At 65.3% G+C, this 24,666-nt stretch carries 19 protein-coding genes and 1 tRNA gene; 12 read left to right on the top strand and 8 right to left on the bottom strand.

Going from position 1 to position 24,666, the window contains the following annotated elements:
* Window positions 1–9 precede the first annotated feature (9 nt).
* Entirely contained in the window at window positions 10–3,618 is a 3,609-nt protein-coding gene (putA, locus tag JG743_RS14675; protein ID WP_202301633.1) for a bifunctional proline dehydrogenase/L-glutamate gamma-semialdehyde dehydrogenase PutA, read from the bottom strand.
* A 165-nt stretch (window positions 3,619–3,783) separates the two neighbouring features.
* Between putA and JG743_RS14670 the strand changes: the two genes are divergently transcribed.
* Window positions 3,784–4,236 (top strand): Lrp/AsnC family transcriptional regulator, encoded by a 453-nt coding sequence (locus JG743_RS14670; RefSeq protein WP_202301631.1) that lies wholly within the window; start codon window positions 3,784–3,786, stop codon window positions 4,234–4,236.
* A 1-nt stretch (window position 4,237) separates the two neighbouring features.
* On the opposite strand, the gene JG743_RS14665 is transcribed toward JG743_RS14670, so the two are convergent.
* Window positions 4,238–5,440 carry a cytochrome-c peroxidase gene (locus JG743_RS14665; protein ID WP_202301622.1) on the bottom strand — a complete coding sequence of 401 codons (1,203 nt, stop codon included), beginning with the start codon at window positions 5,438–5,440 and terminating at the stop codon, window positions 4,238–4,240.
* Between the two features lie 5 nt (window positions 5,441–5,445).
* Entirely contained in the window at window positions 5,446–5,889 is a 444-nt protein-coding gene (locus JG743_RS14660; RefSeq protein ID WP_202301620.1) for a FixH family protein, read from the bottom strand.
* Between the two features lie 209 nt (window positions 5,890–6,098).
* Here JG743_RS14660 and JG743_RS14655 point away from each other — a divergent pair, with 209 nt between their 5' ends.
* The gene (locus JG743_RS14655; protein ID WP_202301618.1) at window positions 6,099–7,028 is read left to right on the top strand and encodes a sugar kinase; all 930 of its coding nucleotides are present in this window, start codon (window positions 6,099–6,101) and stop codon (window positions 7,026–7,028) included.
* Window positions 7,029–7,068: 40 nt separating this feature from the next.
* Here the strand turns inward: JG743_RS14655 and JG743_RS14650 are convergent, their stop codons facing one another.
* From JG743_RS14650 to JG743_RS14640, 3 genes are all read right to left on the bottom strand, one after another.
* Window positions 7,069–8,097, bottom strand: a complete 1,029-nt coding sequence (locus JG743_RS14650) for an aldose epimerase family protein (protein WP_202301615.1) — start codon at window positions 8,095–8,097, stop codon at window positions 7,069–7,071.
* Window positions 8,098–8,193: 96 nt separating this feature from the next.
* A complete protein-coding gene (locus JG743_RS14645) occupies window positions 8,194–9,651 on the bottom strand; it encodes an NAD-dependent succinate-semialdehyde dehydrogenase (protein ID WP_202301613.1) in 1,458 nt (485 codons plus the stop codon).
* A 177-nt stretch (window positions 9,652–9,828) separates the two neighbouring features.
* The gene (locus JG743_RS14640) at window positions 9,829–10,779 is read right to left on the bottom strand and encodes an AEC family transporter (protein ID WP_202301611.1); all 951 of its coding nucleotides are present in this window, start codon (window positions 10,777–10,779) and stop codon (window positions 9,829–9,831) included.
* Window positions 10,780–10,921: 142 nt separating this feature from the next.
* Between JG743_RS14640 and JG743_RS14635 the strand changes: the two genes are divergently transcribed.
* The 9 genes from JG743_RS14635 to JG743_RS14595 all read left to right on the top strand — a co-directional run bounded on the left by JG743_RS14635 (window position 10,922) and on the right by JG743_RS14595 (window position 21,538).
* Entirely contained in the window at window positions 10,922–13,933 is a 3,012-nt protein-coding gene (locus JG743_RS14635) for a caspase family protein (protein ID WP_202301609.1), read from the top strand.
* An 84-nt stretch (window positions 13,934–14,017) separates the two neighbouring features.
* Entirely contained in the window at window positions 14,018–14,566 is a 549-nt protein-coding gene (locus JG743_RS14630; protein ID WP_202301598.1) for a histidine phosphatase family protein, read from the top strand.
* Between the two features lie 289 nt (window positions 14,567–14,855).
* Window positions 14,856–14,923, top strand: a tRNA-Arg gene (locus JG743_RS14625).
* Window positions 14,924–15,284: 361 nt separating this feature from the next.
* A complete protein-coding gene (locus JG743_RS14620; RefSeq protein WP_202301596.1) occupies window positions 15,285–16,427 on the top strand; it encodes a slipin family protein in 1,143 nt (380 codons plus the stop codon).
* Window positions 16,428–16,664: 237 nt separating this feature from the next.
* Window positions 16,665–16,946 (top strand): acyl carrier protein, encoded by a 282-nt coding sequence (locus tag JG743_RS14615; RefSeq protein WP_202301594.1) that lies wholly within the window; start codon window positions 16,665–16,667, stop codon window positions 16,944–16,946.
* A gap of 55 nt (window positions 16,947–17,001) precedes the next feature.
* Window positions 17,002–18,189 (top strand): beta-ketoacyl-ACP synthase, encoded by a 1,188-nt coding sequence (locus JG743_RS14610; RefSeq protein ID WP_202301592.1) that lies wholly within the window; start codon window positions 17,002–17,004, stop codon window positions 18,187–18,189.
* A gap of 20 nt (window positions 18,190–18,209) precedes the next feature.
* Window positions 18,210–19,481, top strand: a complete 1,272-nt coding sequence (locus tag JG743_RS14605) for a beta-ketoacyl-ACP synthase (protein WP_202301590.1) — start codon at window positions 18,210–18,212, stop codon at window positions 19,479–19,481.
* Between the two features lie 36 nt (window positions 19,482–19,517).
* On the top strand, window positions 19,518–20,543 hold the full coding sequence (locus JG743_RS14600) for a zinc-binding dehydrogenase (RefSeq protein WP_202301588.1): 1,026 nt from the start codon (window positions 19,518–19,520) through the stop codon (window positions 20,541–20,543).
* 5 nt (window positions 20,544–20,548) lie between these two features.
* The gene (locus JG743_RS14595) at window positions 20,549–21,538 is read left to right on the top strand and encodes a lipid A biosynthesis lauroyl acyltransferase (RefSeq protein ID WP_202301586.1); all 990 of its coding nucleotides are present in this window, start codon (window positions 20,549–20,551) and stop codon (window positions 21,536–21,538) included.
* A 171-nt stretch (window positions 21,539–21,709) separates the two neighbouring features.
* Here the strand turns inward: JG743_RS14595 and JG743_RS14590 are convergent, their stop codons facing one another.
* Window positions 21,710–22,534, bottom strand: coding sequence for a hypothetical protein (locus JG743_RS14590; protein WP_202301584.1), 825 nt, complete (start codon window positions 22,532–22,534; stop codon window positions 21,710–21,712).
* Between the two features lie 175 nt (window positions 22,535–22,709).
* Entirely contained in the window at window positions 22,710–23,141 is a 432-nt protein-coding gene (locus tag JG743_RS14585) for a L,D-transpeptidase (RefSeq protein WP_202302619.1), read from the bottom strand.
* Window positions 23,142–23,360: 219 nt separating this feature from the next.
* On the opposite strand from JG743_RS14585, the gene JG743_RS14580 reads away from it, so the two are divergent.
* Complete coding sequence (locus tag JG743_RS14580; RefSeq protein WP_202301582.1) at window positions 23,361–24,641, top strand: acetylornithine deacetylase/succinyl-diaminopimelate desuccinylase family protein; 1,281 nt, start codon at window positions 23,361–23,363, stop codon at window positions 24,639–24,641.
* Window positions 24,642–24,666: the final 25 nt, after the last annotated feature.

Raw genomic sequence — 24,666 nt, 5'->3', positions numbered from 1 at the left:
GGCTCGGCACTACGCGGCAGCCAGCAGGCTGGCATTGCCGCCCGCCGCCGTGGTGTCGACGCAGACGGCGCGCTCATGCGCATAGGCAGCCGGATTGAGCACCTCGCTGACCAGCGGCACGATCGGGCCGGTGCGCTCGGCAATGACCTTGCGCACGATGCGCGCTGCCTCCGGCGTGCCCGAGAAGGCGACGACATCGACGCGCAGCGCGCGCGCCTCGACCGGGTCCGGCCGGCCGTCTATGGCCGCGATCGGCAGGCCCTTGCCGGTCAGCGCCGACAGCGCCGCCGGCGCGCCCGGCGCCACCGCAAGCACGGCGTTGCCGGCAGCAAGCGCCTGGATCGCCTGCGCCAGCAGCGTGTCCGGATCCGGTCCGAGACAGAGCACGCGGCCGCGCGGCGCGAGCGACAGCGTGTTGGCCTCGCCCGTCGGGCCTGGTAGATCGACCTGGCCGAAATCGATGCTTGCCGCCGCGCCAATGGCCGCCGCGCCCTTGCCGCGCAGGTGCTTCCTCAGGATCGCCACCCGGTCGGGCCGCGTCGACCAGCCGCCCAGCGCCGGATCGGGCAGGTTGTCGGCGAGCTCGGTCGCCGTCACCTTGTGGCCCTCGGCGACATGCGTGCCGGCCTCCGGCCCCTTGCGGAAGCGCCGCAGATAATGCGGCCCGCCGGCCTTCGGCCCGGTGCCGGAAAGCCCCTCGCCGCCAAAAGGCTGCGAGCCGACCACGGCACCGATCTGGTTGCGATTGACGTAGATGTTGCCGGCATGGATGCCGTCGACGAAATGCTGGACGCGGCCTTCGATACGGGTGTGCAGGCCGAAGGTGAGGCCATAGCCCTTACGGTTGATGGCGGCGATGACGGCGTCGATCTCGTCGGCGTCGAAGGTGGCGACATGCAGCACCGGGCCGAACACCTCGCGCTCCATCTCCTCGATGCCCTTGACGCGGAAGACATGCGGCGCGACGAAGCGGCCATTTTTCGGTGCTTCCAACTTGGCGATCAACCGGCCCTGCAGCCCCATCTTCGTGCAATAGTCGCTGATCGACGCCTGCGCTTCGTCATCGATGACCGGGCCGACATCGGTCGAGATCAGCCACGGATCGCCGAGGTTGAGCGCTTCCATCGCGCCCTTCAGCATCTCCAGCATTTTCTTCTCGACGTCTTTTTGCACGTAGAGCACGCGCAGCGCCGAGCAGCGCTGGCCGGCGCTCTGGAAGGCGGAAGCGAGGATGTCGCGCACCGCCTGCTCTGGCAGTGCGGTGGAATCGACGATCATCGCATTCAGTCCGCCGGTCTCGGCGATCAGCATGGCGTCCGGCGCCGCCGTCTCGGCCAGCTGCTTCTCGATCAGCTTGGCGACCTCGGTCGAGCCGGTGAAGCAGACGCCGGCAATGCGCGGATCGGCCGTCAGCGGCGCGCCGACGGAGGGGCCGTCGCCGGGCAGAAGCTGGATGATGTCTTCGGGCACGCCGGCCTCGCGCAGCATCTCGACGGCGCGGAAGGCGATCAGCGGCGTCTGCTCGGCCGGCTTGGCAATGACGGAGTTGCCGGTGACGAGGGCGGCAGCGATCTGGCCGGTGAAGATGGCAAGCGGGAAATTCCATGGCGAGATGCAGACGATCGCGCCACGCGCCTCGGTGCCCGTCTCCGCATTGGCGGCCTCGGCGGCGTAGAAGCGCAGGAAGTCGACCGCCTCGCGCACCTCGGCGACGCCGTCGGCCAGCGACTTGCCGGCCTCGCGGGTGGCGAGCGCGAAGAATTCGGCCGCGTTGGCCTCATAGAGGTCGGCGGCGCGGTTGAGGATCGCCGCGCGCTCTGCGACCGGACGCTTCGCCCAGGCCGGCTGCGCCTCGACCGCGATGCGCACGGCGGTGGTGACCTGCTTGGCGGCGGCCTCGTGGATCGTGCCGACAACCTCGTCGGGTTTCGCCGGATTGACCACCTTGCGCTCCTTGCCGTAGCCGGCGGCGCGCGTGATCGGCTTCGCGTGCCAGCGGTCCGGTCCGGCAAACTCGGCCTTGGCCTTGTCGATCGCGGCCAGCGTCACCGGGTCGGTGATGTCCACCCCCCTCGAGTTTCGGCGCCCGGCGCCGAAGATCGCGGCGGGTCGGACGATCGCCGGGTTGGCGGCCGGGCCCTGCTTCTCGACCGTCTCAAGCGGGTCGCGCGCGATGTCCTCCGGCTCCACCTCCTCGTCGGTGAGCTGGTGGACGAAGGAGGAATTGGCGCCATTTTCCAGCAGACGGCGCACCAGATAGGCGAGCAGGTCGGAATGCGCGCCGACCGGCGCATAGATGCGGCAGCGCGTGCCTTCGGCCTGGCGCACCGTCTCGTGCAGCGCCTCGCCCATGCCGTGCAGGCGCTGGAACTCGAAGGAGTCGCGATCCTTGGCCATCGACAGGATGGCGGCCACCGTATGCGCATTGTGGGTGGCGAACTGCGGATAGATGCGGTCGGTCATCGACAGCAGCTTCTTCGCGCAGGCCATGTAGGAGACATCGGTGTTGGTCTTGCGGGTGAAGACCGGATAGCCGGCGAGCCCCAGCGTCTGCGCCCGCTTGATCTCGGTGTCCCAATAAGCGCCCTTGACCAGCCGCACCATGATGGTGCGGTCGTACTTCTTTGCCAGCGCGTAGAGCCAGTCGATGACGAAGGCCGCGCGTGGCCCATACGCTTGCACCACCACCCCGAACCCGTTCCAGCCGGCGAGCTCCGGCTCGGCCAGCACGCGCTCGATGACATCGAGCGACAGGTCGAGGCGGTCGGCCTCCTCGGCATCGATGTTGAGGCCCATGCGCGAATGGCGCGCCGCGAGCGCCAGCGACAGCAGCCGCTCGGCCATCACCGGCAGCATCGCGTCCTTCTGCGCCACCTCGTAACGCGGATGCAGCGCCGACAGCTTGACCGAAATGCCGTGGTTGTGGCGGATATCGGGACCGTTGGAGCCAGCATCGAGCGAGGAGATCGCGTCGGCATAGGCCTTGTGATAGCGCAACGCGTCGGCCTCGGTGCGGGCCGCCTCGCCCAGCATGTCGAAGGAATAGAGATAGCCCTTCTGCGTCATCGGCCGGCCGCGCTTGACGGCTTCCGCGATGGTGCGGCCGAGCACGAACTGCTCGCCCATTTCGCGCATGGCGGCCGCAACCGCCTTGCGGATCACAGGTTCGCCAAGTCTGCGCACCATGGCGCGCAGCGTGCCTTCGATACCGCCCTCGCCCTCGTCCAGCACGCGCCCGGTCAGCATCAGCGCCCAGGTCGAGGCATTGACGAAGATGGAGCTCGAGCTGCCCGAATGCGCCGACCAGTCGTGCGGCGCGATCTTGTCGGCGATGAGGTCGTCCATCGTCTCGGCGTCGGGCACGCGCAGCAGCGCTTCGGCAAGGCACATCAGCGCCACGCCTTCCTTGGTCGACAGGCCATAGGCGGAGAGGAACACCTCCATCAGCCGCGGATCGGTCGAGCCGCGCACCGCACGCACCAGATCGGCGGCGCGGGCCGAGATCGCCTTGCGACCATCTGCCGAGAGCCCGGTCGCATCCGACAGGCGCTTCACCGCCTCGTCTTCGTCGGGCAGATAGTTGGCACGGATCTGTTGGCGAATGGCGTCGAGCGGCATGGCGGGGTCCTGTGGAGCGAGCATCAGGGAGCGGACCGGCGGTCACCGGACCGAATGGCGCAAACTAGCACAGTTGCGGATTTCGGTCGGTCCAAAGAAATCGACAATGTGGGCCAATTGATCTATCATTTGCGTAGTATTCTCACCAATCGGACCACAAATTCGATGACAGAAGACCAATTGGACCGCATTGACCGCAACATCTTGTCGGCGCTGGCGCGCGACGGGCGGCTTTCCATGTCGGAGCTGGCCGGCAAGGTCGGCCTGTCGAAGACGCCGGTGCAGGCGCGCGTGAGGCGGCTGGAGAAGGACGGCTACATTAGGGGCTACCAGGCGATCATCGACCGCGAGCGTATGGGTGAGGGCCATGTCGCCTTCGTCCAGGTGAAGCTGTCGGACACCCGCTCGGCCGCGCTCGACGCCTTCAACCGCGCCGTGCAGGCGGTGCCCGAGATCGAACAATGCCACATGATGGCGTCGAGCTTCGACTATCTCCTGAAGGTCCGCACCACCGATATCGCCGCCTACCGTCGCGTGCTCGGCGAGCGCATCTCGGCGCTCCCCCACGTCGCCCAGACCTCGACATTCGTGGCGATGGAAACGGTGAAGGACCGCTAACTCATTCCGACAGTGTCTTGAGGAACGCCACCAGCGCCGCGCGTTCTCGGTCGGAAAGCTGCAGCGGATGGACCTCCGAAACGCCCTCGACGCTCGCCGGCGCCTTCGAGTAATGCGCGACGACCTCGTCGAGCGAGGAGAACTGCCCAGCATGCATGTAGGGCGCGCGCGTGGCCGCACCTCTCAGCGATGGCGTCTTGTAGGCGCGCGCCAGTTGCGGCCCGTCCTTGACCATGAAGCGCAGCTCGCGGCAGGCGCTGTCGTCGCCGTCACGAAAGGCGCCGAAGCAGTTGAACGGGTCGGTTTCGACCTGCGCTACCGCATCGATGCGGCCGCGATCCGGCGGCAGGTCCTTGACCGGCGGCACGCCGGTATTGTGGAAAAAGTTGTCGGTGAAGCGAGGACCGTTGTGGCAGGTCACACAATTGGCCTTGCCGATGAACAGCTTCAGCCCGAGGACCTCCTCCGGCGAGAAAGCCGCGTCACCCTTTGGCTCGGCACCGGTCGCCAGGTCGATGGCGAAGCGGTCGAAGCGCGTCTGCGGCGGCTCGATCGACCGCTCGAAGGCGGCGATCGCCTTGCCGATATTGGCAAAGACGCGATTGACGTCCTCGGCCTGGCTGTCGGGCATTGCGTTCCAGGCCGCCTTCTCCGCATCGGTGCCAAGCGGACTGGCGTTGGCCGGTACCGTCGAAAGATCGGGCAGCGGCCCGAAGATGCGCTCATAGCGCTCGCCGAAGCGCTTCTTGATGTAATGCGCGAAGGCGGCGCGGTTGCCGCCATGCTCCAACTGGTTTTCGAGCGGCGTCAGCGCTTGCGCCCACAGGCTGTCGCGCCGCCCGTCCCAAAAGAACCAGGGGTCGCGCGCCACACCCGCCAGCGGCATGGTGCGCCGGTTGGTCCGGCCGATGCCGACCGCTTGCGGCAGGTCGTCCTGGAACTGGCGGTCGATCTTGTGGCAGGTCGAGCAGGAAACCGTGCCGTCGCGGCTCATGCCCTGGTCGAAGAACAACGTCGATCCGAGCGCCGCCGCCGCCGGCGCGTCGGCGAAGCGGTTGGTGGTATCGGGTTTCAGCGGCGGCAGCGTGTTCAGCGCCAGCGAGGCGATGGACTTCTTCTCGGCGTCGGAAAATTGTGGCTTGCCGCAGCCGGCAAGCATGACCGTCACCGCAAGCACGAGGAGACAGAGGAGATTGCGGTTCATCTAGTTCACAACACCAGATTGAAGACGACCGTATCCGACCCGGCCGCCGCGGAAATGGCAAAGCGCAGCTGCCACCAGCCGCTCATCGTGAACTTCAGCCCGTCGATGCGGTAGCGCCCATCGCCCAGATAGTCGGTCGCCTGCGGGCTGGTCGGCAGCCCATGATTGTGCTGCGGCATGCCGCCGGAAACGGTGATCGCCGCACCCTCCACCGGATCGCCCTTGACCGTCTTCAGCGTCAGCAGCCAGGACTGCAATTCGCCTTGCCTGATCACGCCCCGTTCCGGCTGGAAGCTGGCGACGAACAGCCCGTTTGCCGTCGTCTTCGAGCGCGACGTGTCGGGGCCAGGCGCCGTTTGCGGGGCAGTCAGATAGACGATCGCTAGGACGCCTGCCAGCAAGGCGGCCAGACCAAGACCCGCGAGAAGATAGCGCCATAGGGATGCCAAACCGGTTCCTTCTCAAAGCACAACGTTCCAGCGGGTGGATCGCGTCCCGCCGCGACTGTGGGAAAACGCTTCTGGCGCAAAAATCGGGCGCCGCCAAGCATGGCGTTGCCGGCTGCAAAAAGCTACAGCAACGGCACTTTGGTTTGTGCAGGTCGTTGTCCCAAAAACTGCTGCACACTTTTGGGCAACATGCACCGGGAGAGAGATAGATGGCTGCAAACGGCGTCGCCTCGATCGGCGAATGCATGCTCGAGCTGTCGGGCCAGACCGGCCCCAACTGGCGCATGGGCTTTGCCGGCGACACGTTCAACACGCTGTGGGCGCTGCATGCGTTGAGCGGCGAGCGGCCGGCGAGCTATGTCTCGGCCTTCGGCGACGACCCGTTCTCGAAAGGCCAGATCGCCTTCTTCGCCGAAAACGGCATCGGCATTGGCCAAAGCCCTGTCATTCCAGGCGCCCGGCCCGGCCTGTACGCCATCACGCTTACCGGCGCCGAGCGTGCCTTCACCTACTGGCGCGCCGACGCCGCCGCCAGGCAACTGGCGTCGGATCCCGAGGCCTTGGCGAAAAGCCTTGAAAACCAGTCGCTTGCTTATTTTTCCGGAATCACTTTGGCAATTCTGGAGCAGGTTTCGCGCAAGACATTGCTTGAGGCGGTGGCCAAGGCGCGGGCGGCCGGCTCACTGGTCGCCTTCGATCCCAATTACCGGCCGCGGCTCTGGCACAGCCGCGAGGAAGCGCAGTCGGCAATCACCGAGGCGCTTGCCGTCGCCGATATCGCTCTGCCGACCTTTCCCGACGAGCAGATGCTGTTTGGCGATACGACCCCGCAGGCGACCGCCGAGAGGCTCGGCCGACTGGTCGGCGAAGTTGTCGTCAAGAATGGCGAGGACGCGGCGCTGATCGCCGTCAACGGCGCCTTCCAACCGGTTCCGGCCGTGCATGTCGCGACGCCGGTCGATACCACGGGCGCCGGCGATTCCTTCAATGGCGGCTATCTCGCCGCGCGACTGGCCGGCCATTCACCGGCCGACGCGGCGCTGCGCGCGCATCGCGTCGCAGCCGCCGTCGTGCAGGTGCGCGGCGCGCTGGCGCCGTTCGAGACGCTTCGAGCGGCATTCGACGCTAAGGTCTGTTGAGATTTAGGTCAGGCCGGCCTCACCTAAATGTCGGCAGAGCTTAAGGCAGTCGGAACCTGTATTCCGTCACCTGATGATAAATCTGGCCCGGCCACAGCGTGGCTTGCGGGAAATAGGGCCGGTTTGGCGCGTCCGGCCAGACCTGCGCCTCCAGGCAGAAGCCTGAAAAGGCCTTGTAGTGGCGCCCCTCCAGCCCTGCCGAGGTCGGCGCCAGATACTGGCCGGTGTAGAGCTGCAGACCGGGCTCCGTGGTCCAGACCTCCATCTCGACGCCCGATGAGGCGCCTTGCGCCCAGGCGGCCTGCTTGAGCGACCCGTGCGTGGAGGCAAGGCAGAAGTTCAGGTCGTAGGGCAGCTGCTCGCCCTCGCTCTCCATGCGCAGCTGCCGCGCCTGGCGGAAGTCGAATGGGGTGCCGTCGACCGGCTTCACCACGCCTGTCGGGATCATCTCCGCATCGACCGGCGTGTAGGCGCCTGCATTGAGCATCAGCCGATGATCGAGGATATCACCGGCACCGCCGTCGTCGAGGTTGAAGTAAGAGTGCTGCGCGAGATTGCAGAGCGTCGGCTCCTCGGAGGTCGTGGCGGTCAGTTCGACGCTGAGCGTCCCGGGGATCTTGAGCCGGTAGGTGCAGGTCACGTCGAGCGCGCCGGGAAAGCCCATCGTGCCGTCGGGGTCATGCAAAGTCAGCGTGACGAAATCCCGGCCATGCAGCGAGACCGTCCACGGACGGTGGAAATAGCCTTCCGAGCCGCCATGCAGCGTGTGCTTGTCGAGGAAGTTGCGCTCTGTCTGGTAGCGCTTGCCGGCGATGGTGAAGCGACCGTCGCGAATGCGGTTGGCGAAGCGGCCGACCACCGCGCCGAAGAACGCCCTGTCGGTCTCATAGGGTTCGAAACGGTCGTAGCCCAGCACCAGCGGCGCGTCGTGGCCGGCGAGCCGAAGGTCCTGGACGATGGCGCCAAGCCCGATGATGTTGGCGGTGAGGCCGCCGCCACGAATGGTGAAACGGCGGACGGGCTCGCCCGCCTGCGTCGTGCCGAAGACCTCGCCGTCCTTCATCATCATGCCCGAAAGTCAGTTCGTTGATCTATCGACTCGGCCGGTCCCGACCGGGTATGCAATACAGGAAGGCAGGCCTTGCGCCTGCCCTTCCGTTTGCTGTCAGAGGCCGAGGCCACCGATGCAGACATATTTGGTGTCGAGATAGTCCTCGATGCCCTGATGTCCGCCTTCCTTGCCTAGACCGGATTCCTTGACGCCGCCGAACGGCGCTTCCGGTGTGGTGATCAGACCTTCATTGACGCCGACCATGCCGTATTTCAGCCCTTCCATGACACGGAAGGCGCGGCCGAGATCGCTGGTGTAGAAATAGCAGGCGAGGCCGAATTCGGTATCGTTGGCGAGGGCGATCGCCTCTTCCTCGGTCTCGAACTTGAACACCGGAGCGACCGGGCCGAAGATCTCTTCCTTCATGAAGCGCATCTTCGACGTCGCGTCGGCGATCACCGTCGGCTGGAAGAACGAGCCGCCGAGCGCATGGCGCTTGCCGCCGGCCACCACCTTGCCGCCCTTCGACGTGGCGTCGGCGATCAGTTCCTCGACCTTTTCGACCGCCTTTCCGTCGATCAGCGGTCCCTGCTGCACGCCCTCTTCGAGGCCGGACCCGACCTTCAGATTGTTGCTGGCGACGACCAGTTTCTCGACGAATTTGTCATAGACGCCGGCCTGCACGAGGAAGCGATTGGTGCAGACGCAGGTCTGACCGGAATTGCGGTACTTGGCGGTGATGGCGCCGGCGACGGCGCGGTCGATATCGGCGTCGTCGAAGACGATGAACGGCGCATTGCCGCCGAGCTCCATCGACACTTTCTTGACGGTCACGGACGACTTCTGGATCAGGATCTTGCCGACCTCGGTCGAACCGGTGAAGGTGATCTTCTTGACCAGCGGGTTGGCGCAGATCTCGTCGCCGATCTCGGCGGCCGAGCCGGTCAGGATGTTGATGACGCCCTTGGGGAAGCCGACCTCTTCGGCGAGCGCGCCCCAGGCGAGGCCCGAATAAGGCGTCTGCGAGGCCGGCTTGACCACCGCGGTGCAACCTGCGGCCAGCGCCGGGCCGAGCTTGCGGGCGAGCATCGAGGACGGGAAGTTCCATGGCGTGATGGCGGCGATGACGCCGACCGGCTCCTTGGTCACCAGGATGCGGCGGTCGCCCCAGGGCGACGGCACGATGTCGCCATAGGTGCGGCGGCCTTCCTCGGCGAACCACAGGATGTAGGCGGCAGCCGAGCCGATCTCGCCCTTCGATTCAAACAGCGACTTGCCCTGCTCGATGGTCAACAGCTCGGCGAGCACGTCCTGATTGTCCATCATCGCGTCGTGCAGCTTGCGCAAAAGCTTCGAACGCTCGAGCGCGGTGGTCTTGCGCCACGTCTTGAAGGCTTCCTCGGCGGCCTCGATGGCGCGGCGCGTCTCGGCCTTGCCGGCCTTCGGCACTGTGCCGATCTTGAGGCCGGTGGCGGGGTTGTTGACGTCGACCGTCTGGCCGCTGTCGGCCTGCACCCATTCGCCATTGATGAGATTGGCCTGGCGCATGAAATGGCTGGTTTTCTGAAGCATGGTCTAGCCTCCGTTCGGCGCGCTGATCGGCCGTTTTTCTGGATATCTTCGATGCGCGTGCGCAATGACCGCACGCTGGAGCCACTGCTCTTAACCTAGGGAAAGGCCGGCAAGCAATCGCAAGATGGCATATAGGGGTTGGACCAGCGAAGGCGAGAGCCGAAAGGCGGTCTGCTGCTATCCGAAGACATGCAGAACCACCGTCAGCCAGAAGGACGTGGTCAGCACCGCGCTCGCGGTGGCGATCGTCATCTGGTTCGAGGCCAGCGCCTGGCCGGTGTTGAACTGGACGGCGATGAGATAGGAATTGATGCCCGAAGGCAGCGCCGCCGCCACCACCGCCACCTTGGCCGTCAGCGGCGGCAGGCCGAGCAGCCAGACCAGGCCAAGCACCAGTCCCGGCATCAGGAAGAGTTTCAACGCCGACAACGCAAGCGCCGGCCGGACGTTGCCGGAAATGCCGAAGCGGCGCAGGCTGAGCCCCATGGCGAACAGTGCAACCGGCCCGGCCGTGTCGGCCAGCGCATCGACCAGCCGCGAAACGAGTTCGGGCAGCGGCGCGCCGATTAGACGAAAGGCGAGCCCTGCCAGTATGCCGATGATCAGCGGATTGACGAAAAGCCGCCTGAGGAAGCTCCTGACGACGCGTAGCGGATGAACGTGCTCCTCAGCACCGCGGCCGAACATCTCGAACAGGATGATCGAGACCATCATCATGATCGGCAAATGGATGGAGACCAGCAGCGACAGGACCTCGAATCCGCTCGGTCCGAATATGCCGAGGATAAAGGGGGCGCCTAGCAGGACGATATTGGAATAGGCCGACGACACGCCGCCGACGATACCCACGCGCGCATCCCGACCGAACACCCGCGTGGTCACGAGATGGCCCGCGACCCAGGTAATCGCGACCGCCGAGAAATAGGCGCCCCACAGCGACCATGGCGCCACGCCGTGGAAATCGGACTTCACCATCGTCTGGAACAGAAGCAGCGGCATCGCCACGTTGATGGCGAATTCGGAGATGCCCTCGCCGCTTGCCGGTTTCAGATAGCCGGTCAGGCCGGCAAGGTAGCCGAGCGCGACGAGGCTGAAGACGAAGAGGACGGTTTCGGTGAGCGGAGACATTTTTTCCGTGATAGGCGAGCCCAGATCGCGGCGCAATTGCGCCACCTACGGAAAAGGCCCTCCCCGGCTATCGCCCCAATTTGATCATGGCCGGCTGGCAGCGCTATAGAGGCTTGGGATCATCAGGGCGGATGCGCGGCGAATGGGTTTGGTCAAAACCCCGAACCATCATCTTTCGGCAGGGGCATGGCTGACGGTTTTCGTCGCCGGCCTGCTCTGTCTCGCGGCATCCCTGGCCAGGGGCGCGGAGAACCTCAAGGGCGTGGCACTGATCGTCGGCCAGTCCAACTACCAGCACATCGCTGCCCTGCCCAACCCGGCCAATGACGCCCGCGACATGGCCAAGATGCTGACCGATCTCGGTTTCGACGCGCGCAGCGTAACCGATCGCGACGCCTCGAAGCTGAAGCGGGACCTCGAGCGCTTCGTCGAGGATGCCGAAGGCGCCGATGTCGCCTTCATCTACTATTCCGGCCACGGCATCGAGGCCGGCGGCGAGAACTACATGGTCCCGGTCGACGCCGACGTGTCGTCGCTGAAGGATGCCGACAATGCCATGGTGCCGATCTCCGCCGTCATGGACGAGTTGAAGAAGACGGTGCCGGTGACGATCATGCTGCTCGATGCCTGCCGCACCAACCCGTTCCCGCCGGGCGCAGTGCTGCGCCCTGCGCCGACCGCTTCGGCCACGCCGATCGGCGCCGGTGGGCTGGAACCGCTGCGCGGCGCCAAGGCGCTCGACAATGCGCCGGCCACCGAAAACCTTGGAACGGTGATCGGCTTCGCCGCCGAGCCCGGACGTCCGGCGCTCGATGGCGCCACCGGCGAGAACAGCCCCTATGCGGCGGCGCTCCTGCGCCATCTCGTCGCGATGAAAGGCACCGAATTCGGCTCAGTCATGCGCATGGTGACCGAGGAGGTCTATCTCGACACCAAAGCCCGGCAGCGGCCCTGGGTCAACGAAAGCCTGCGCCGGCTGCTCTATTTCGGCGTCGCGCCGGTGGAGCCGACTGGTGACGACGGGCTGATCACCGGCGAGCGGCGGCAACTGCTTTTGACGATCGCCGACCTGCCCGATCCGAAGCGCTCGCAGGTGGAACTCGCCTCTTTGCAGGACGGCGTGCCGCTCGACGCGCTCTACGGCGTGCTGAGGGCGCTCGGCACCGACAAGATCCCGGAGGATCCGACCGACCTGCAGAAGGTTCTCGACGCGCAGGCCGAACGGCTTAAGAAGATGCTGTCCGAGCGTGACGCGCTCAGCACCGACGATCCCGAAATCAAGCGTCTCGTCGACTCGGCCGACAAGGCGATCGGCCAGGGCGCCATCGTCACCGCGCGCAACTTCCTCGACGAAGCGGTAGGCCGGGTCGAGCAGACCAGCGGCGCCGTCGACCAGGCGGAGGAACTGGTCAGGCAGAAGCGGCTCGCCGACGCCGCCATCTATGCCAGGCGCGCCGATGCCTCCGCCCTGGTCTTCGACTACAAATCGGCGGCCGGCGACTACGGCAAGGCCTTCGCGCTGGTCGAGAAATGGGACGACAAACTGCGCTGGAACTACAAGAACCAGGAGGCCGAGGCGCTCAACGCCCATGGCGATGCCACCGGCGACAAACAGGCGCTGCAGCAGGCCATCGACGCCTACCGGATCATCCTGGACTTCATTCCCAATGGCGAGCAGAACCGCGACTGGGCGATCACCCGCAACAATATGGCGGTGGTGCTGCAGACCATCGGCGAACGCGAGACCGACACGGCCCGGCTTGAACAGGCAGCCCAGATCTTCCGTGACTCGCTTGCCGTCTTCGAGCGCGAGAGAGACGACCTCAACTGGGCCGCGGCCCAGAACAATCTCGCCAATGTGCTGCTGAAGATCGGCGAGCGCGAGAGCGATCCGAAGCGCCTGAACGAGGCGGTTGCAGCCATGCGCGCGACGCTGGAGAAGCGCCCCCGCGACAAAGTTCCGCTCGACTGGGCGGCCTCGCAGAACAATCTCGGCCTGGCGCTGTACGCGCTCTCGGAACGGGAGCCCGGCGGCGAACGCCTCACCGAGGCCGAGGCCGCCTATCGGCTGGCGCTGCAGGAATACACGCGCCAGAAGGCGCCGGTGCAGTGGGCGATGGTTGAGAACAACCTCGGCAACACGCTGGTGACGCTGGGCACTCTGCGCAACGACCAGGCGAAGGTCACCGAGGCGGCAACGGCCTTCCGCGCCGCGCTCGAAGTCCGGACGAGCGACACCTTCCCGGTCTCCTGGGCGACCAGCCGGCTCAATCTGGGCAATGCTTTGAGCAGCGCTGCCCGCTTCGATCTCGGCACCGCCGAGCTGGAAGAAGCGGCGACGGCCTATGGCGATGCGCTGACGGTCTTCACCCGCCAGCGGTTCCCGATGGACTGGGCCTCCACCCAGAACAATCTCGGCTCGGTCTACCAGACGCTCGGCCAGCGCACGCTCGACCCGGCGCGGCTCGAGCAGTCGGTTGCGGCCTTCCGGGCGGCGCGGCGCATCTACACCCGGCGCGCTTTCCCGCTCGACTGGGCGATGACCGCCTACAATCTCGGCAACACGCTGCAATTGCTCGGTGGCCTGTCCGACAAGCCGGAGCACTACAAGGATGCGGCGATGGCCTACCGCGACGCCCTGCGCGAATACAAGCGGGAGACGACGCCGCGGCAATGGGCGCTGGCGCAAGCCGGCCTCGGCTCGGCGCTGCATTGGCTGAGCATGAGCGAGGCAGATACAAGGACCTTGGCCGACTCGGTCGCCGCGCGCCGGGTAGCGCTCGAGGTGCTGACCTTCGAGACAGCGCCCGTCGACTGGGCAAACGCGCAGAACGGCATCGGCATGAGCCTGCTCAATCTCGGCACTCTCGGGCGCACAGGCAAATATCTGGACGAGGCCGAAGCCGCCTTCCAGGCGACGCTCAAGGTGTTCACCCGCGAGAGCCAGCCAATGCAATGGGCCTTCGCGCAGAACAATCTCGGCGACGTCCAGTGGAACCGCGCCAGCTTTGGCGGCGGCAAGGCCGACTACCGTAAGGCCATCGAATTCTTCGAAAATGCCAAGCAGGGTTTTGCCGAAGCCGGCAACACGATGCCGATCCCGCTCACCGACAAGAAGATCGAGCTGGTGAAGCAGCAGCTGGCGAAGAAATAGCCCGTGCTTGTCTTTCGGTCGGCTTTGCGGTCCCTATATGCCGCACACCGCCATCATCGCCGGCGGACGCAAGAAGGATGGCCGATGGTTCGATTTCTGCTGGCGCTGATGCTGCTCGTCGCCCCAGCCGCGGCGCATGCGACAGATGCGGGCTGGGCACTGTTGCGCGACGGCGGCCATATCGTGCTGCTGCGTCATGCCATGGTCACCGGCGCTGCCGATCCGGCCAATTTCGACATCGCCAAATGCCCGACCCAGCTCAACCTGTCGGCGCGCGGCCAGCAGCAGGCAAGCCGGATCGGCGCCCTGTTCGCCGCCCGCGCCGCCCCCATCGAGCGCGTGCTCTCCAGCCGCTACTGCCGCTGTCTCGACACCGCCCGCATCGCCTTCGAGGCCGAACCGGAGGCCTTCGCGCCGCTCGACCTCCTGAAGACCGATCCGGCGGAGAAGGCCGCGCAGCTCGTCGCGACGCTGAAGGAAATCCGCGGCTACTCCGGCTCCGACAATCTCGTCCTGGTCACCCATCTGGAAAACATCGTGGCGCTGACCGGGGTAGCGCCGCGCGAAGGCGAAGCCGTGGTCGTCGAACCACAGGGCGACGGGCTCAGGGTGCTTGGCCGCGTCACGTTCTGACGGCTGCGATCTTGGTTGCAGCTGTTGCCGAAATGCCACCATCGAAAGAAGCCGCAATTTCTCCGGGACAATACCGCTTGCGACAACCCGTCGCAGGGTCTATAGGCGCGCTCCCGGTCACGAAAACCGAAGCGAGCACAACGGCTGGAGCTTTTGCCTCCGCCCGCGCAGACGGCTTTGCCGCCCTGTGTACGGCGCCGTTTCGGAGTGTTGGGACTTGCGGGTGTAGCTCATGGAGAGCGCCGGATTTGGGTCCGGAGGCAGGGTTCAATTCCCACACCCACGACACGGATAGCTCAGTTTGGTTAGAGCATCAGATTTCGCATCTGACTGTCGAAGGTTCGATTCCTTCTCCAACGGCCTGATAAGCCGACACCTTTAGGTGGTGTTATCCAATACGGTCCGGGGACCGGAATGCGGAAGAGCTGACGGACGGCCGAAGCCTTCGGGCCAAGGCCGTATCGAAAGGTCCGACGCCATCGGCTCGCGGCCAGGCCCGCGGTGATGATCAAGGCGCAGCGTCGCCGGCAAGGGAGGCCAAGGCCTCCGGCGCCCGCTTCGCTGCCTCGCGATCCGCTCCCGAAGGTCCGCTGTGCGCAGATGCCACCGGTCTCCGGATCATTCGTACCCGGGGCGTGAAGAGAAACGAGAAACGAAAAGGACGATCGACGCATGAGTTGACGCCTCGCATGGGGCCATGCCCGACAGGAGTAAGACAATGACCATTCTCGATAAGGTTCTTGGGCGCGAGCGCGTCCTTGTTAAGGAAAACGAACGGGCCGTCACCCTCTACAAGGGGGAGATCAAGGCTGTCCTGATGCCGGGTGAGCATTGGCTCGCCAACCGGCGCGGAAGCCTTGAAGTGTCCCGGCACGATCTGAAGAACCCGGAATTCGTTTCGGCCTACGAGAAGGCGCTGTTCGACAAGCTCCCGGATGTGGCCGCGCGTCATTTCACCGTCGTTCGCACCGGGCGCACGGATGTCGCCGTCATCGAGCGTGACGGCAACCTCCATGCCATGCTGGCGCCAGACCGCAAGCTCGTGCTGTGGACGGATGCCGGACCGTGGAAGGTGACGCTGGTCGACACATCGGCCGACCTGGCGATCGATCCGGCGCTGATGCGCCGGCTCGGCCAGGCCCGGAAGACGGAACTGATGTCCGTTCACCCGGTGGTCGACGGCCAGGCTGGGCTGCTCTTCGTCGATGGAGCGCTGGCGCGGACGCTTGCCGCGGGCGTGCACGGCTTCTGGAATGTCGGGCGCATGGTGCAGATCAAGGTCGTCGACCTCAAGCGCCAGTCGCTCGACGTCGCCGGGCAGGAAGTGCTGACCAAGGATCGCGTGACGATCCGCGTCAACATCGCCGCCGAATACCGGGTCGTCGATCCGGTCAAGGCGGTGAGCGCGGTGAAGGACTTCTCGGAAGCCCTCTACCGCGCCCTGCAGTACGCGTTCCGCAAGACGCTTGGCGTGCTCACGCTCGATCAGATCCTCGAAAAGAAGGTGACGGTCGACGAGGAGGCGGCGGCCAAGGTCCGCGACGACATGGCCGCGATCGGCCTCGAGGTCAGCGATATCGCGCTCAAGGATGTCATCCTGCCGGGCGAGATGCGCGAGATCCTCAACCAGGTGGTTTCGGCCGAGAAGCAGGCCGAGGCCAACGTCATCCGCCGGCGCGAGGAGACGAACGCGACGCGTTCGCTTCTCAACACGGCCAGGGTGATGGCCGAGAACCCGGTGATGCTGCGGCTAAAGGAGCTCGAGGCTCTGGAAACCATCGCCGGCAAGGTCGAGCGGCTGACCGTCCACAACGGAACGGGCGGGCTGCTCAACGACCTGGTCAAGCTCCGCGAAGGTTGATGATGCATGTCGCCCAAAAGTGGTTCCGGTTTTGGGACCACGACATGCATCAAAACAAGGACTGACGTTACGTCAAATGGGAAGGGCCGCCGGCCATCCGGCGGCCCTTCTTGCGGTTGCAAGGCAGGCATCCCATCTGCAGCGGGCTTATCAGGCCTTTTCCTGCCCGGAAAAACCGATTAGACAGCGCCCAAACAAGATGCGGACAGATTCCGCCCGCAACCGAAGGAAGAGCCCTTGTCCACCACGTTCGACAAAGTCGCCAAGATCATTGCCGACACCAGCGAGATCGATATCGAGACGATCACCCCCGAAAGCCACACGATCGACGATCTCGGCATCGACAGCCTCGATTTCCTCGACATCGTCTTTGCCATCGACAAGGAATTCGGCATCAAGGTGCCGCTGGAGAAGTGGACGCAGGAGGTCAATGACGGCAAGGCCTCGACCGACGATTACTTCGTCATGAGGAACCTGTGCGCCAAGATCGACGCGCTGGTCGCGGCCAAGAACGCCTGAGGCGGTTCGGGTGCGCCCTTGACGCGCCCTGCCCGCTGACCCAAAACAGCCGCCCATGAGTTCCCACGACGTCGTCATCACCGGTATCGGCCTTGTCTCCTCGCTGGGCGAGGGTCCGGACGCGCATTGGCAGAAGCTTGCCCAGCCCGGCCTTGAGCCGGTGCTCGATGCCGCGCGCTTTGCCCCCTACACCATCCATCCGCTGCCGGAGATCGACTGGAACCTGCAGATCGCCAAGCGCGGCGACCAGCGGCAAATGGAGACCTGGCAGCGGCTGGGCACCTATGCCGCGGGCCTGGCGCTGGACGATGCCGGCATCAAGGGCAATGACGAGCTCTGCGCGACCATGGACATGGTGGTGGCGGCCGGCGGCGGCGAGCGCGACGAGGCGGTCGATGCCGCGATCCTCGCCGCTTCCGAAAGCCGCAACGACCGCGACGTGCTGCTCAACGAGAAGCTGACCACCGAATTGCGGCCGACTCTGTTCCTTGCCCAGTTGTCCAATCTGCTCGCCGGCAACATTTCGATCGTCCACAAGGTCACCGGTTCCTCGCGCACCTTCATGGGCGAGGAAGGGGCCGGCGTCGCCGCCGTCGAGACGGCCGCCGCGCGCATCCGCTCGGGACAGTCGACGCATGTGCTGGTCGGCGGCGCCTTCCAGACCGAACATTCCGACATGCTGCTCGGCTATGAGCTGGCCGGCTACCTGCATCGTGGCGCCTGGAAACCGGTCTGGCAAAGGCAGGGCGGCGAAGGCGGCGGCGTGGTGACGGGCTCCGGCGGTGCCTTCCTGGTGCTGGAGCAGCGCGAGCACGCGGCAAGCCGCGGCCGCAGGATCTACGCCGAGCTTGGCCCCATCGTGTCCGGTCGCGCCAGACGGCGCAATGGCGGGCTCGATGCCGAGATTGCGGCCTTGCTTGAACAGACCGCGCTGCCGAAGGGCGAGTTGCTGGCGATCTCGGGCGCTTCCGGCGCCCATGCCGCCACCACCGCCGAGAAAGCAGCGTTCGACGCCAATCCGGCGATCGCGGCACGTGCCTTCTCGACGCTGACCGGCCATATGAAGGAAGCGCAATTCCCCTTCGCCGTGGCGCTGGCGGCGCTGGCCGTCGATCGCAAGGCCGCCTATCCCGCCTTCGATGCCGCGACCGAGAAGCCGTTTGCCGGCATTCCCGCGACCGTCCTTGCAACGGCGATCGGCTATCACCAATTCGAGGGCATGGGGCTGATCAAGGCGGCCTGAGTGACCACCAGGGATAAATCATGGCCAATCTGAACGACCACATGGGCAGGCCGATCGTCGCCGTCACCGGCATCGGCGTGGTGACGTCGCTTGGCGTCGGCAAGGCCGACAATTGGGCAGCGCTCACGTCCGGCAAATCCGGCATCCATCCGATCACCCGTTTTCCGGTCGATCATCTGAACACCCGCATTTCCGGCATGGTCGACTTCCTGCCGTCGAGCTCGAAGGGCGCCAGCCTCCTCACCTACGAGCTTGCCGAGACCGCGGCGCAGGAAGCGGTGGCGGAAGCCGGCCTCGCCAGCGGCGATTTCGCCGGCCCGCTCTTCCTTGCCTCGCCGCCGGTCGAGCTCGACTGGGCCGACCGTTTCTCGCTCTACAATTCCGACAAAAAGGACGCCGGCGCCGAAAGGCTGCTGCGGGTGGCGCGGGCGCTGAAGGAGCTCGACATCTTCGAGACCACCCAGTTCGGCTCGATCGCCGACCGGCTGGCCGACCGCTTCGGCACGCGCGGCCTGCCGATCACGTTGTCGACCGCCTGCGCGTCGGGCGCCACCGCCATCCAGCTTGGCGTCGAGGCGATCCGCCGCGGCGAATGCGACAAGGCGCTGTCGATCGGCGCCGATGGCTCGGCGACCGCCGAGGCGCTGATCCGCTTCTCGCTGCTGTCGGCGCTCTCCACCCACAACGACATCCCGGAAAAGGCGTCAAAACCCTTCTCCAAGGACCGCGACGGTTTCGTCTTGGCCGAAGGCTCCGGCGCGCTGGTGCTGGAATCGCTCGAAGCGGCGCTTGCCCGCGGCGCCACCATCCTCGGAATCATGCGCGGCTGCGGCGAAAAGGCCGACGATTTCCATCGTACCCGCTCCAAGCCGGACGGCTCGCCAGCGATCGCCGCGGTGCGCGCCGCCCTTGCCGACGCCGGCCTGAGCGAGGACGAGATCGACTACGTCAACGCCCACGGCACCTCGACGCCCGAAAACGACAAGATGGAGCATCTGTCGCTGTCGACCGTCTTCGGAGAGCGTATCGGATCGATGCCGATCTCGTCGAACAAGTCGATGATCGGTCACACACTGTCGGCCGCCGGCGCGGTCGAAGCCGCTTTCTCGCTGATGACGATGCGCGAAAGCGTCATCCCGCCGACCATCAACTACGACAATCCCGATCCGGCGATCGTGCTCGACGTGGTGCCAAACAAGAAGCGGAACGCCGAGGTCGGCACCGTTTTGTCGAACTCTTTCGGCTTCGGCGGCCAGAACACCTGCCTTGTCATGGCGCGGGAACCGGTCTAAGCGACCTTTTTCAGCCAGACTGAACTGACAGGCCCCATGCGCGCATTGCAACTTATCGAGGACCGCCGTCTTGAAACGGTGGACCTGCCGCCTCCCCCGCCGCCATCGCTCGGCGAAGTGACGCTGCGCATCAAGGCGGTGGCGCTCAACCATATCGACGTCTGGGGCTGGCGCGGCATGGCCTTCGCCAAGCGCAAGCTGCCGCTGGTCGTCGGCGCAGAGGCGTCGGGCGAAGTCGAGGCTGTCGGCCCCGGCGTCTCCAACCTCCTGCCTGGTCAGCTCGTGTCGATCTATGGCGCGCGCACCTGCGGCCTTTGCCGCGCCTGCCGCGAAGGCCGAGACAATCTCTGCGAGCACGTCTCCGGCGTCCATGGCTTCCATCTCGACGGCTTCGCGCAGGAGAAGATCAACCTGCCGGCCCGCCTCCTGGTGCCCGCTCCGCCCGGCGTGTCCGAAATCGGCGCGGCGGTCGCACCGGTCACCTTCGGCACGGTCGAGCACATGCTGTTCGACAATGCGAAACTCGAGCCCGGCGAGACGATCCTCGTCCATGCCGGCGGCTCCGGCATCGGCACCGCCGCGATCCAGCTCGCCAAGAAGATGGGTTGCACCGTGATCACCACGGTCGGTTCGAACGACAAGATCGACAGGGCCAAGGCGCTCGGCGCCGACCATGTCATCAACTACCGCGAGGACCGTTTCGAAGGCGTCGTGCGCAAGCTGACCAAGAAGAAGGGCGTCGACGTCGTCTTCGAGCATGTCGGCGCCGACACCTTCGCCGGCTCGATGCTGTGCCTGAAGCGCGGCGGCCGCCTGGTCACCTGCGGCTCCACCTCCGGCGTCTCGACGCAGGTCAATCTGATGCAGCTCTTCCAGCAGCAGCTGAAGCTACTCGGCTCCTTCGGCTGCCGCATGGAGAACATGGCCGATGCCATGCAGAAGATGGCGGCCGGCCTCGTCGCTCCCGTCATCGACACCGAGGTCGGCTTCGACGACATCGACGCGGCGCTGAAGCGCATGGAAGGCCGCGACGTGTTCGGCAAGATCATTCTGCGCGTTTAGGGCAAATGGTCGGCAAGGTGCTCAAGAAAGCCCGCCGGGACTTCATGTTCCGCTACGGCCGGCGGCTGCGCCAGATGGAGCATTGGCTGGTGGCTCGCCTGGCCATGGCGATGATCTCGCTGCTGCGCCGCCTGCCGCCTGACCGGGCGCTCAACTTTGCCGACCGCGTCGCCCGGCGCATCGGACCGCGGGTCGGACGCCACCGGGTTGCGGTCAACAATCTGCGCCTGGCCTATCCCGAAAAGAGCGACGCCGAGATCGAGGCCATCGCGCTCGACATGTGGGGCAACATGGCCCGCCTCGCGGCCGAGTACATCTTCCTCGACGCGCTCTTCGACTATGACCCGAAAGCGACCAAGCCCGGCCGGGTCGAGGTTCGCGGCGTGGAGCATTTCGTCGAGATCGCCGGCGAGAAGAAACCGCATATCCTGTTCACTGGCCATCTCGGCAATTTCGAATTGCTGCCGGTGGCCGCCGCCACGTTCGGCATGAGCATCACCGCGCTGTTTCGCCCGCCCAACAACCCCTATCTCGCCGACTACATCCACTCGACGCGCCGCTCGACCATGGGGGGACTGCTGCCGTCCTCGACCGGCGCGTCGTTCGCGCTTGCCGCCATCCTTGAGAACGGCGGCAATATCGGCGTGCTCGTCGACCAGAAATTCTCCAGCGGACTGGAGACGAACTTCTTTGGTCGCCCGTGCCAGAGCAACCCGGTGGTGGGCATGCTGGCCCGCCACTACGATTGCGACGTCTATCCGGCCCGCTGCGTCAGGTTGCCGGGCAACCGTTTCCGCCTCGATATCGAGGACAAGCTGACCTTGCCGCGCACCGAAGGCGGCAGCGTCGACGTCCACGCCACCACCCAACTCCTCGCCGATGTGGTCGAACGCTGGGTGCGCGAGGATCCCGGCCAGTGGATGTGGTTCCACAAGCGCTGGGAGATGAGCGGCCGGCGGCGCAGCCGGCGTGGGCGGGCGCAAGAGGCCATCTGAGCGTCGCACAACGCCACCCCGGCACCCGGGGCGGTTTCCCCCGCGCGGTCTGCACTGCCTGAAGGTTTTCTGGAGATCGAGGACTAAGGCCCTCTATGTGGAGAAAAGCCGCGAAGACTGATCTTCGCGGCCTTGATGTAGCTCTTGCCTACCTGACCCGGGGAACAGGTCCTAGAGGAACGGCACGCTAAAATTCGACCGGTACGTATCCATGGTGGCGCCGTTGCGGTCCTCCGACAGTAGCGTGTCCGAGCCGAAGCTGGCCCGCAGGCCGATCACATATTTGTGGATGTTCACGCTGCCCGAAGCTTCGGAGAAAGTCAGGTGATCCAGCTGGTAGCGTCCGAAGACGGACCACGGCGTGCCGGTGAACCGGTAGGTGGCCTGCAGTGCCGCCGAGACGGTGTCGAAGTGTGCGCCGTTCGCCGAAAGTCTCGCGAAGCCAAGTTCGCCGTCGAAACGAAGGTCGTCCTGGGCGAAGTAGCGCACCACGCCGCGACCACCCCAATTATCGAGATGCTCGGATTCACCGGAGGCCCGCAACTGGCCGTAGTAGACTTGTCCGTAGACGGTCACGTTGCCGAAATAGGCCTGAGCTTCAGGGCCGACCGAGAAGGAGTATAGGTCGACACCGCCGAAATCTTCGCCGCCATATCCCGTGATCGTAGCAAAACCGCCGAGCGCATAGGCGCTCGGATCGCGCCAGTAGCCATGGATGGCGCCGCCGTAGCTGTAGATGTTCGTGCCCTCGACCCAAAGCGAGTCGATCACCGCGTCGGTCTGGATATTCCAGCGGGCGTCGATCGGGAAGTTGACCCGAGCGGCGGCGCCCGCCGTCGTGCCGTCAGCGTCGTCCCCGGGGGTCGCGAAATAGAGGCCGCCAAGATACACTTCGCCGTATCCGGAGATATGCGGCTGCGCGAGTTCCTGATCCAGGACGACGGGCGCGTCGGCCGCAAAGGCAGAAGTAGTGGTTGCGGCAATCGCCGCGCTCAAAACAAGTCGATACATTGTAATCCCCAAGCATCAAAAAGTAACGTTGCCAGACCTACCATCGCCAGGGATTTGCGCAAGCAATGCCAGCGCCGGAAACCGTGCAACGATGCGAGTTCCGGTTGCAGTGCAGCATTGCTGCAACATCTTTGGCGCGGAAAGGCGCGATCGCGTACGCTCAGTCGGTGACAACGATGCGCGTGTTGCCGTAGCCGGCTTCGCGCACCATCGAATAGAAAGTCGCGGCGTTGGCGGTGTGCAGGCGCACGCAACCATGCGAAGCCGGGCGCCCGAGATACTTCACCGCGCCGGTGCCGTGGATGGCGTAGCCGCCACGGAAGAACACCGAATAGGGCATCGGCGACATCTCGTACTTGCGCGAATACCACATCCGCGCCGTCCATTGCGGACGGTAGCTGCCGCGCGGCGTGAAGTAACCTTTGCGGGCGGTGGAAACGCTCCAGCGATAAAGCACCTGGCCGTATTTGCTGACGGTCATTGTCTGCGACGACACGTCGATATTGGCCACCAGCGCGGCGGCCTTGCTTTCAATCGACGCGCCGAACAGTGTCGTTGCCAGAACCGCTGCCATGAGAACGGTCTTTTTCATGCGATCAAACCCCTTTGATTGCCCCTTGCCTGCCATCACGCGGTTTTTCATCTTTTTAACGGCAGGTGAATGAAGTAACACACACTCCTTGATGAATTCGCCAATCCAAAGCAGCGAATTTGAACGATTTTCCCGCCATAGTTGCCGTCGTGACACGTAATTTCAACGGCTTCACCATCGTGCTTGCCAAATCGCCTTGTTCGTTGCTCAACTTCACAGATGACCGAACGACTCCTTAAGGCCGTCGATGCGCGGATCGACGATCTCGTTGCGCTGACCGCGGACCTGATCCGCTTCCCGACCATCAATCCGCCAGGCGAGGCCTATCGCCCCTGCGCCGAATATGTCGGTGAGCGCCTGCGCAGACTCGGCTTCGAAACCGAGTTCATCCGTGCCGAGGGCACGCCCGGCGACACCGACCGCTACCCGCGCGTCAACGTCGTCGCCCGCTTCGACGGCCGCTCGCCCGGCGCCTGCGTGCATTTCAACTCGCATATCGACGTGGTCGAGGCCGGCGAAGGCTGGACCGTCGATCCGTTCGCCGGCGTGGTGAAGGACGGCAGGGTCTACGGCCGCGGCGCCTGCGACATGAAGGGCGGGCTGGCCGCTTCGATCATCGCCGCCGAGGCGTTCATGGAGGTGTTTCCGGACTTCCCGGGCGCCATCGAGATTTCGGGCACGGTGGACGAAGAGTCCGGCGGCTTCGGCGGTGTCGCCCATCTGGCCAGGCTCGGCTATTTCTCGAAGCCGAAAGTCGACCACGTCATCATTCCGGAACCGCTGAACAAGGACCGCATCTGCCTCGGCCACCGCGGCGTCTGGTGGGCCGAGATCGAGACCAAGGGCGAGATCGCGCATGGCTCGATGCCGTTCCTCGGCGACAATGCCGTACGCCACATGGGCGCCGTGCTGCAGGCTTTCGAGGATGAATTGTTCCCGGCGCTGGATCGCAAGGTGACGCGCATGCCGGTGGTGCCCGAAGGCGCCAAGCGCTCGACCATGAACATCAATTCCATCCATGGCGGCCAGACCGAGGATTTCCGCCCCGGCCTGCCCTCGCCCAACGTGCCCGATTCGTGCCGGCTCACCATCGACCGCCGCTTCCTGCTCGAAGAGGACCTCGCCACGGTCAAGAGCGAGGTGACCGGCATCCTGGAGCGACTGAAGCGCGAGCGGAAAAAGTTCGACTACGAGATCCGCGACCTGATGGAGGTGCTGCCGCTGATGACCGAACGCGACGCCCCCGTGGTCAAGGCCGTGGCGCAAGGCATCATGGCGATCTTCGACCGCGAGCCGGACTATGTGATTTCGCCTGGCACCTACGACCAGAAGCACGTGGCCCGCATCGGCCACATCTATGACTGCATCGCCTATGGCCCCGGCATCCTCGACCTCGCTCACCGGCCCGACGAATGGGTCGGCATCACCGACATGGTCGAATCGGCCAAGGTGATGGCGATCGGCCTCAACGTGCTGCTGAGGGGCACCGTCGCTGGCTGATCCCGGCGCGAGGGGGCAAGCGCCG

It is taken from the genome of Mesorhizobium sp. 131-2-1 (assembly GCF_016756535.1).
Taxonomy (GTDB): Bacteria; Pseudomonadota; Alphaproteobacteria; order Rhizobiales; family Rhizobiaceae; genus Mesorhizobium.
The sequence above is the reverse complement of the archived record's forward strand: the minus strand, read 5'-3'. Positions and strand labels throughout refer to the sequence as shown.

Excerpts from the sequence above, each read along its gene's own strand:
- JG743_RS14620 (WP_202301596.1), top strand. The coding sequence starts at position 15,285 with ATGACCATTCTCGATAAGGTTCTTGGGCGCGAGCGCGTCCTTGTTAAG.
- JG743_RS14645 (WP_202301613.1), bottom strand. The coding sequence starts at position 9,651 with ATGCTTCAGAAAACCAGCCATTTCATGCGCCAGGCCAATCTCATCAAT.
- putA (WP_202301633.1), bottom strand. The coding sequence starts at position 3,618 with ATGCCGCTCGACGCCATTCGCCAACAGATCCGTGCCAACTATCTGCCC.
- JG743_RS14655 (WP_202301618.1), top strand. The coding sequence starts at position 6,099 with ATGGCTGCAAACGGCGTCGCCTCGATCGGCGAATGCATGCTCGAGCTG.
- JG743_RS14650 (WP_202301615.1), bottom strand. The coding sequence starts at position 8,097 with ATGATGATGAAGGACGGCGAGGTCTTCGGCACGACGCAGGCGGGCGAG.
- JG743_RS14605 (WP_202301590.1), top strand. The coding sequence starts at position 18,210 with ATGGCCAATCTGAACGACCACATGGGCAGGCCGATCGTCGCCGTCACC.
- JG743_RS14580 (WP_202301582.1), top strand. The coding sequence starts at position 23,361 with ATGACCGAACGACTCCTTAAGGCCGTCGATGCGCGGATCGACGATCTC.
- JG743_RS14665 (WP_202301622.1), bottom strand. The coding sequence starts at position 5,440 with ATGAACCGCAATCTCCTCTGTCTCCTCGTGCTTGCGGTGACGGTCATG.
- JG743_RS14670 (WP_202301631.1), top strand. The coding sequence starts at position 3,784 with ATGACAGAAGACCAATTGGACCGCATTGACCGCAACATCTTGTCGGCG.
- JG743_RS14635 (WP_202301609.1), top strand. The coding sequence starts at position 10,922 with ATGGGTTTGGTCAAAACCCCGAACCATCATCTTTCGGCAGGGGCATGG.
- JG743_RS14585 (WP_202302619.1), bottom strand. The coding sequence starts at position 23,141 with ATGAAAAAGACCGTTCTCATGGCAGCGGTTCTGGCAACGACACTGTTC.
- JG743_RS14595 (WP_202301586.1), top strand. The coding sequence starts at position 20,549 with ATGGTCGGCAAGGTGCTCAAGAAAGCCCGCCGGGACTTCATGTTCCGC.
- JG743_RS14600 (WP_202301588.1), top strand. The coding sequence starts at position 19,518 with ATGCGCGCATTGCAACTTATCGAGGACCGCCGTCTTGAAACGGTGGAC.
- JG743_RS14640 (WP_202301611.1), bottom strand. The coding sequence starts at position 10,779 with ATGTCTCCGCTCACCGAAACCGTCCTCTTCGTCTTCAGCCTCGTCGCG.
- JG743_RS14630 (WP_202301598.1), top strand. The coding sequence starts at position 14,018 with ATGGTTCGATTTCTGCTGGCGCTGATGCTGCTCGTCGCCCCAGCCGCG.
- JG743_RS14610 (WP_202301592.1), top strand. The coding sequence starts at position 17,002 with ATGAGTTCCCACGACGTCGTCATCACCGGTATCGGCCTTGTCTCCTCG.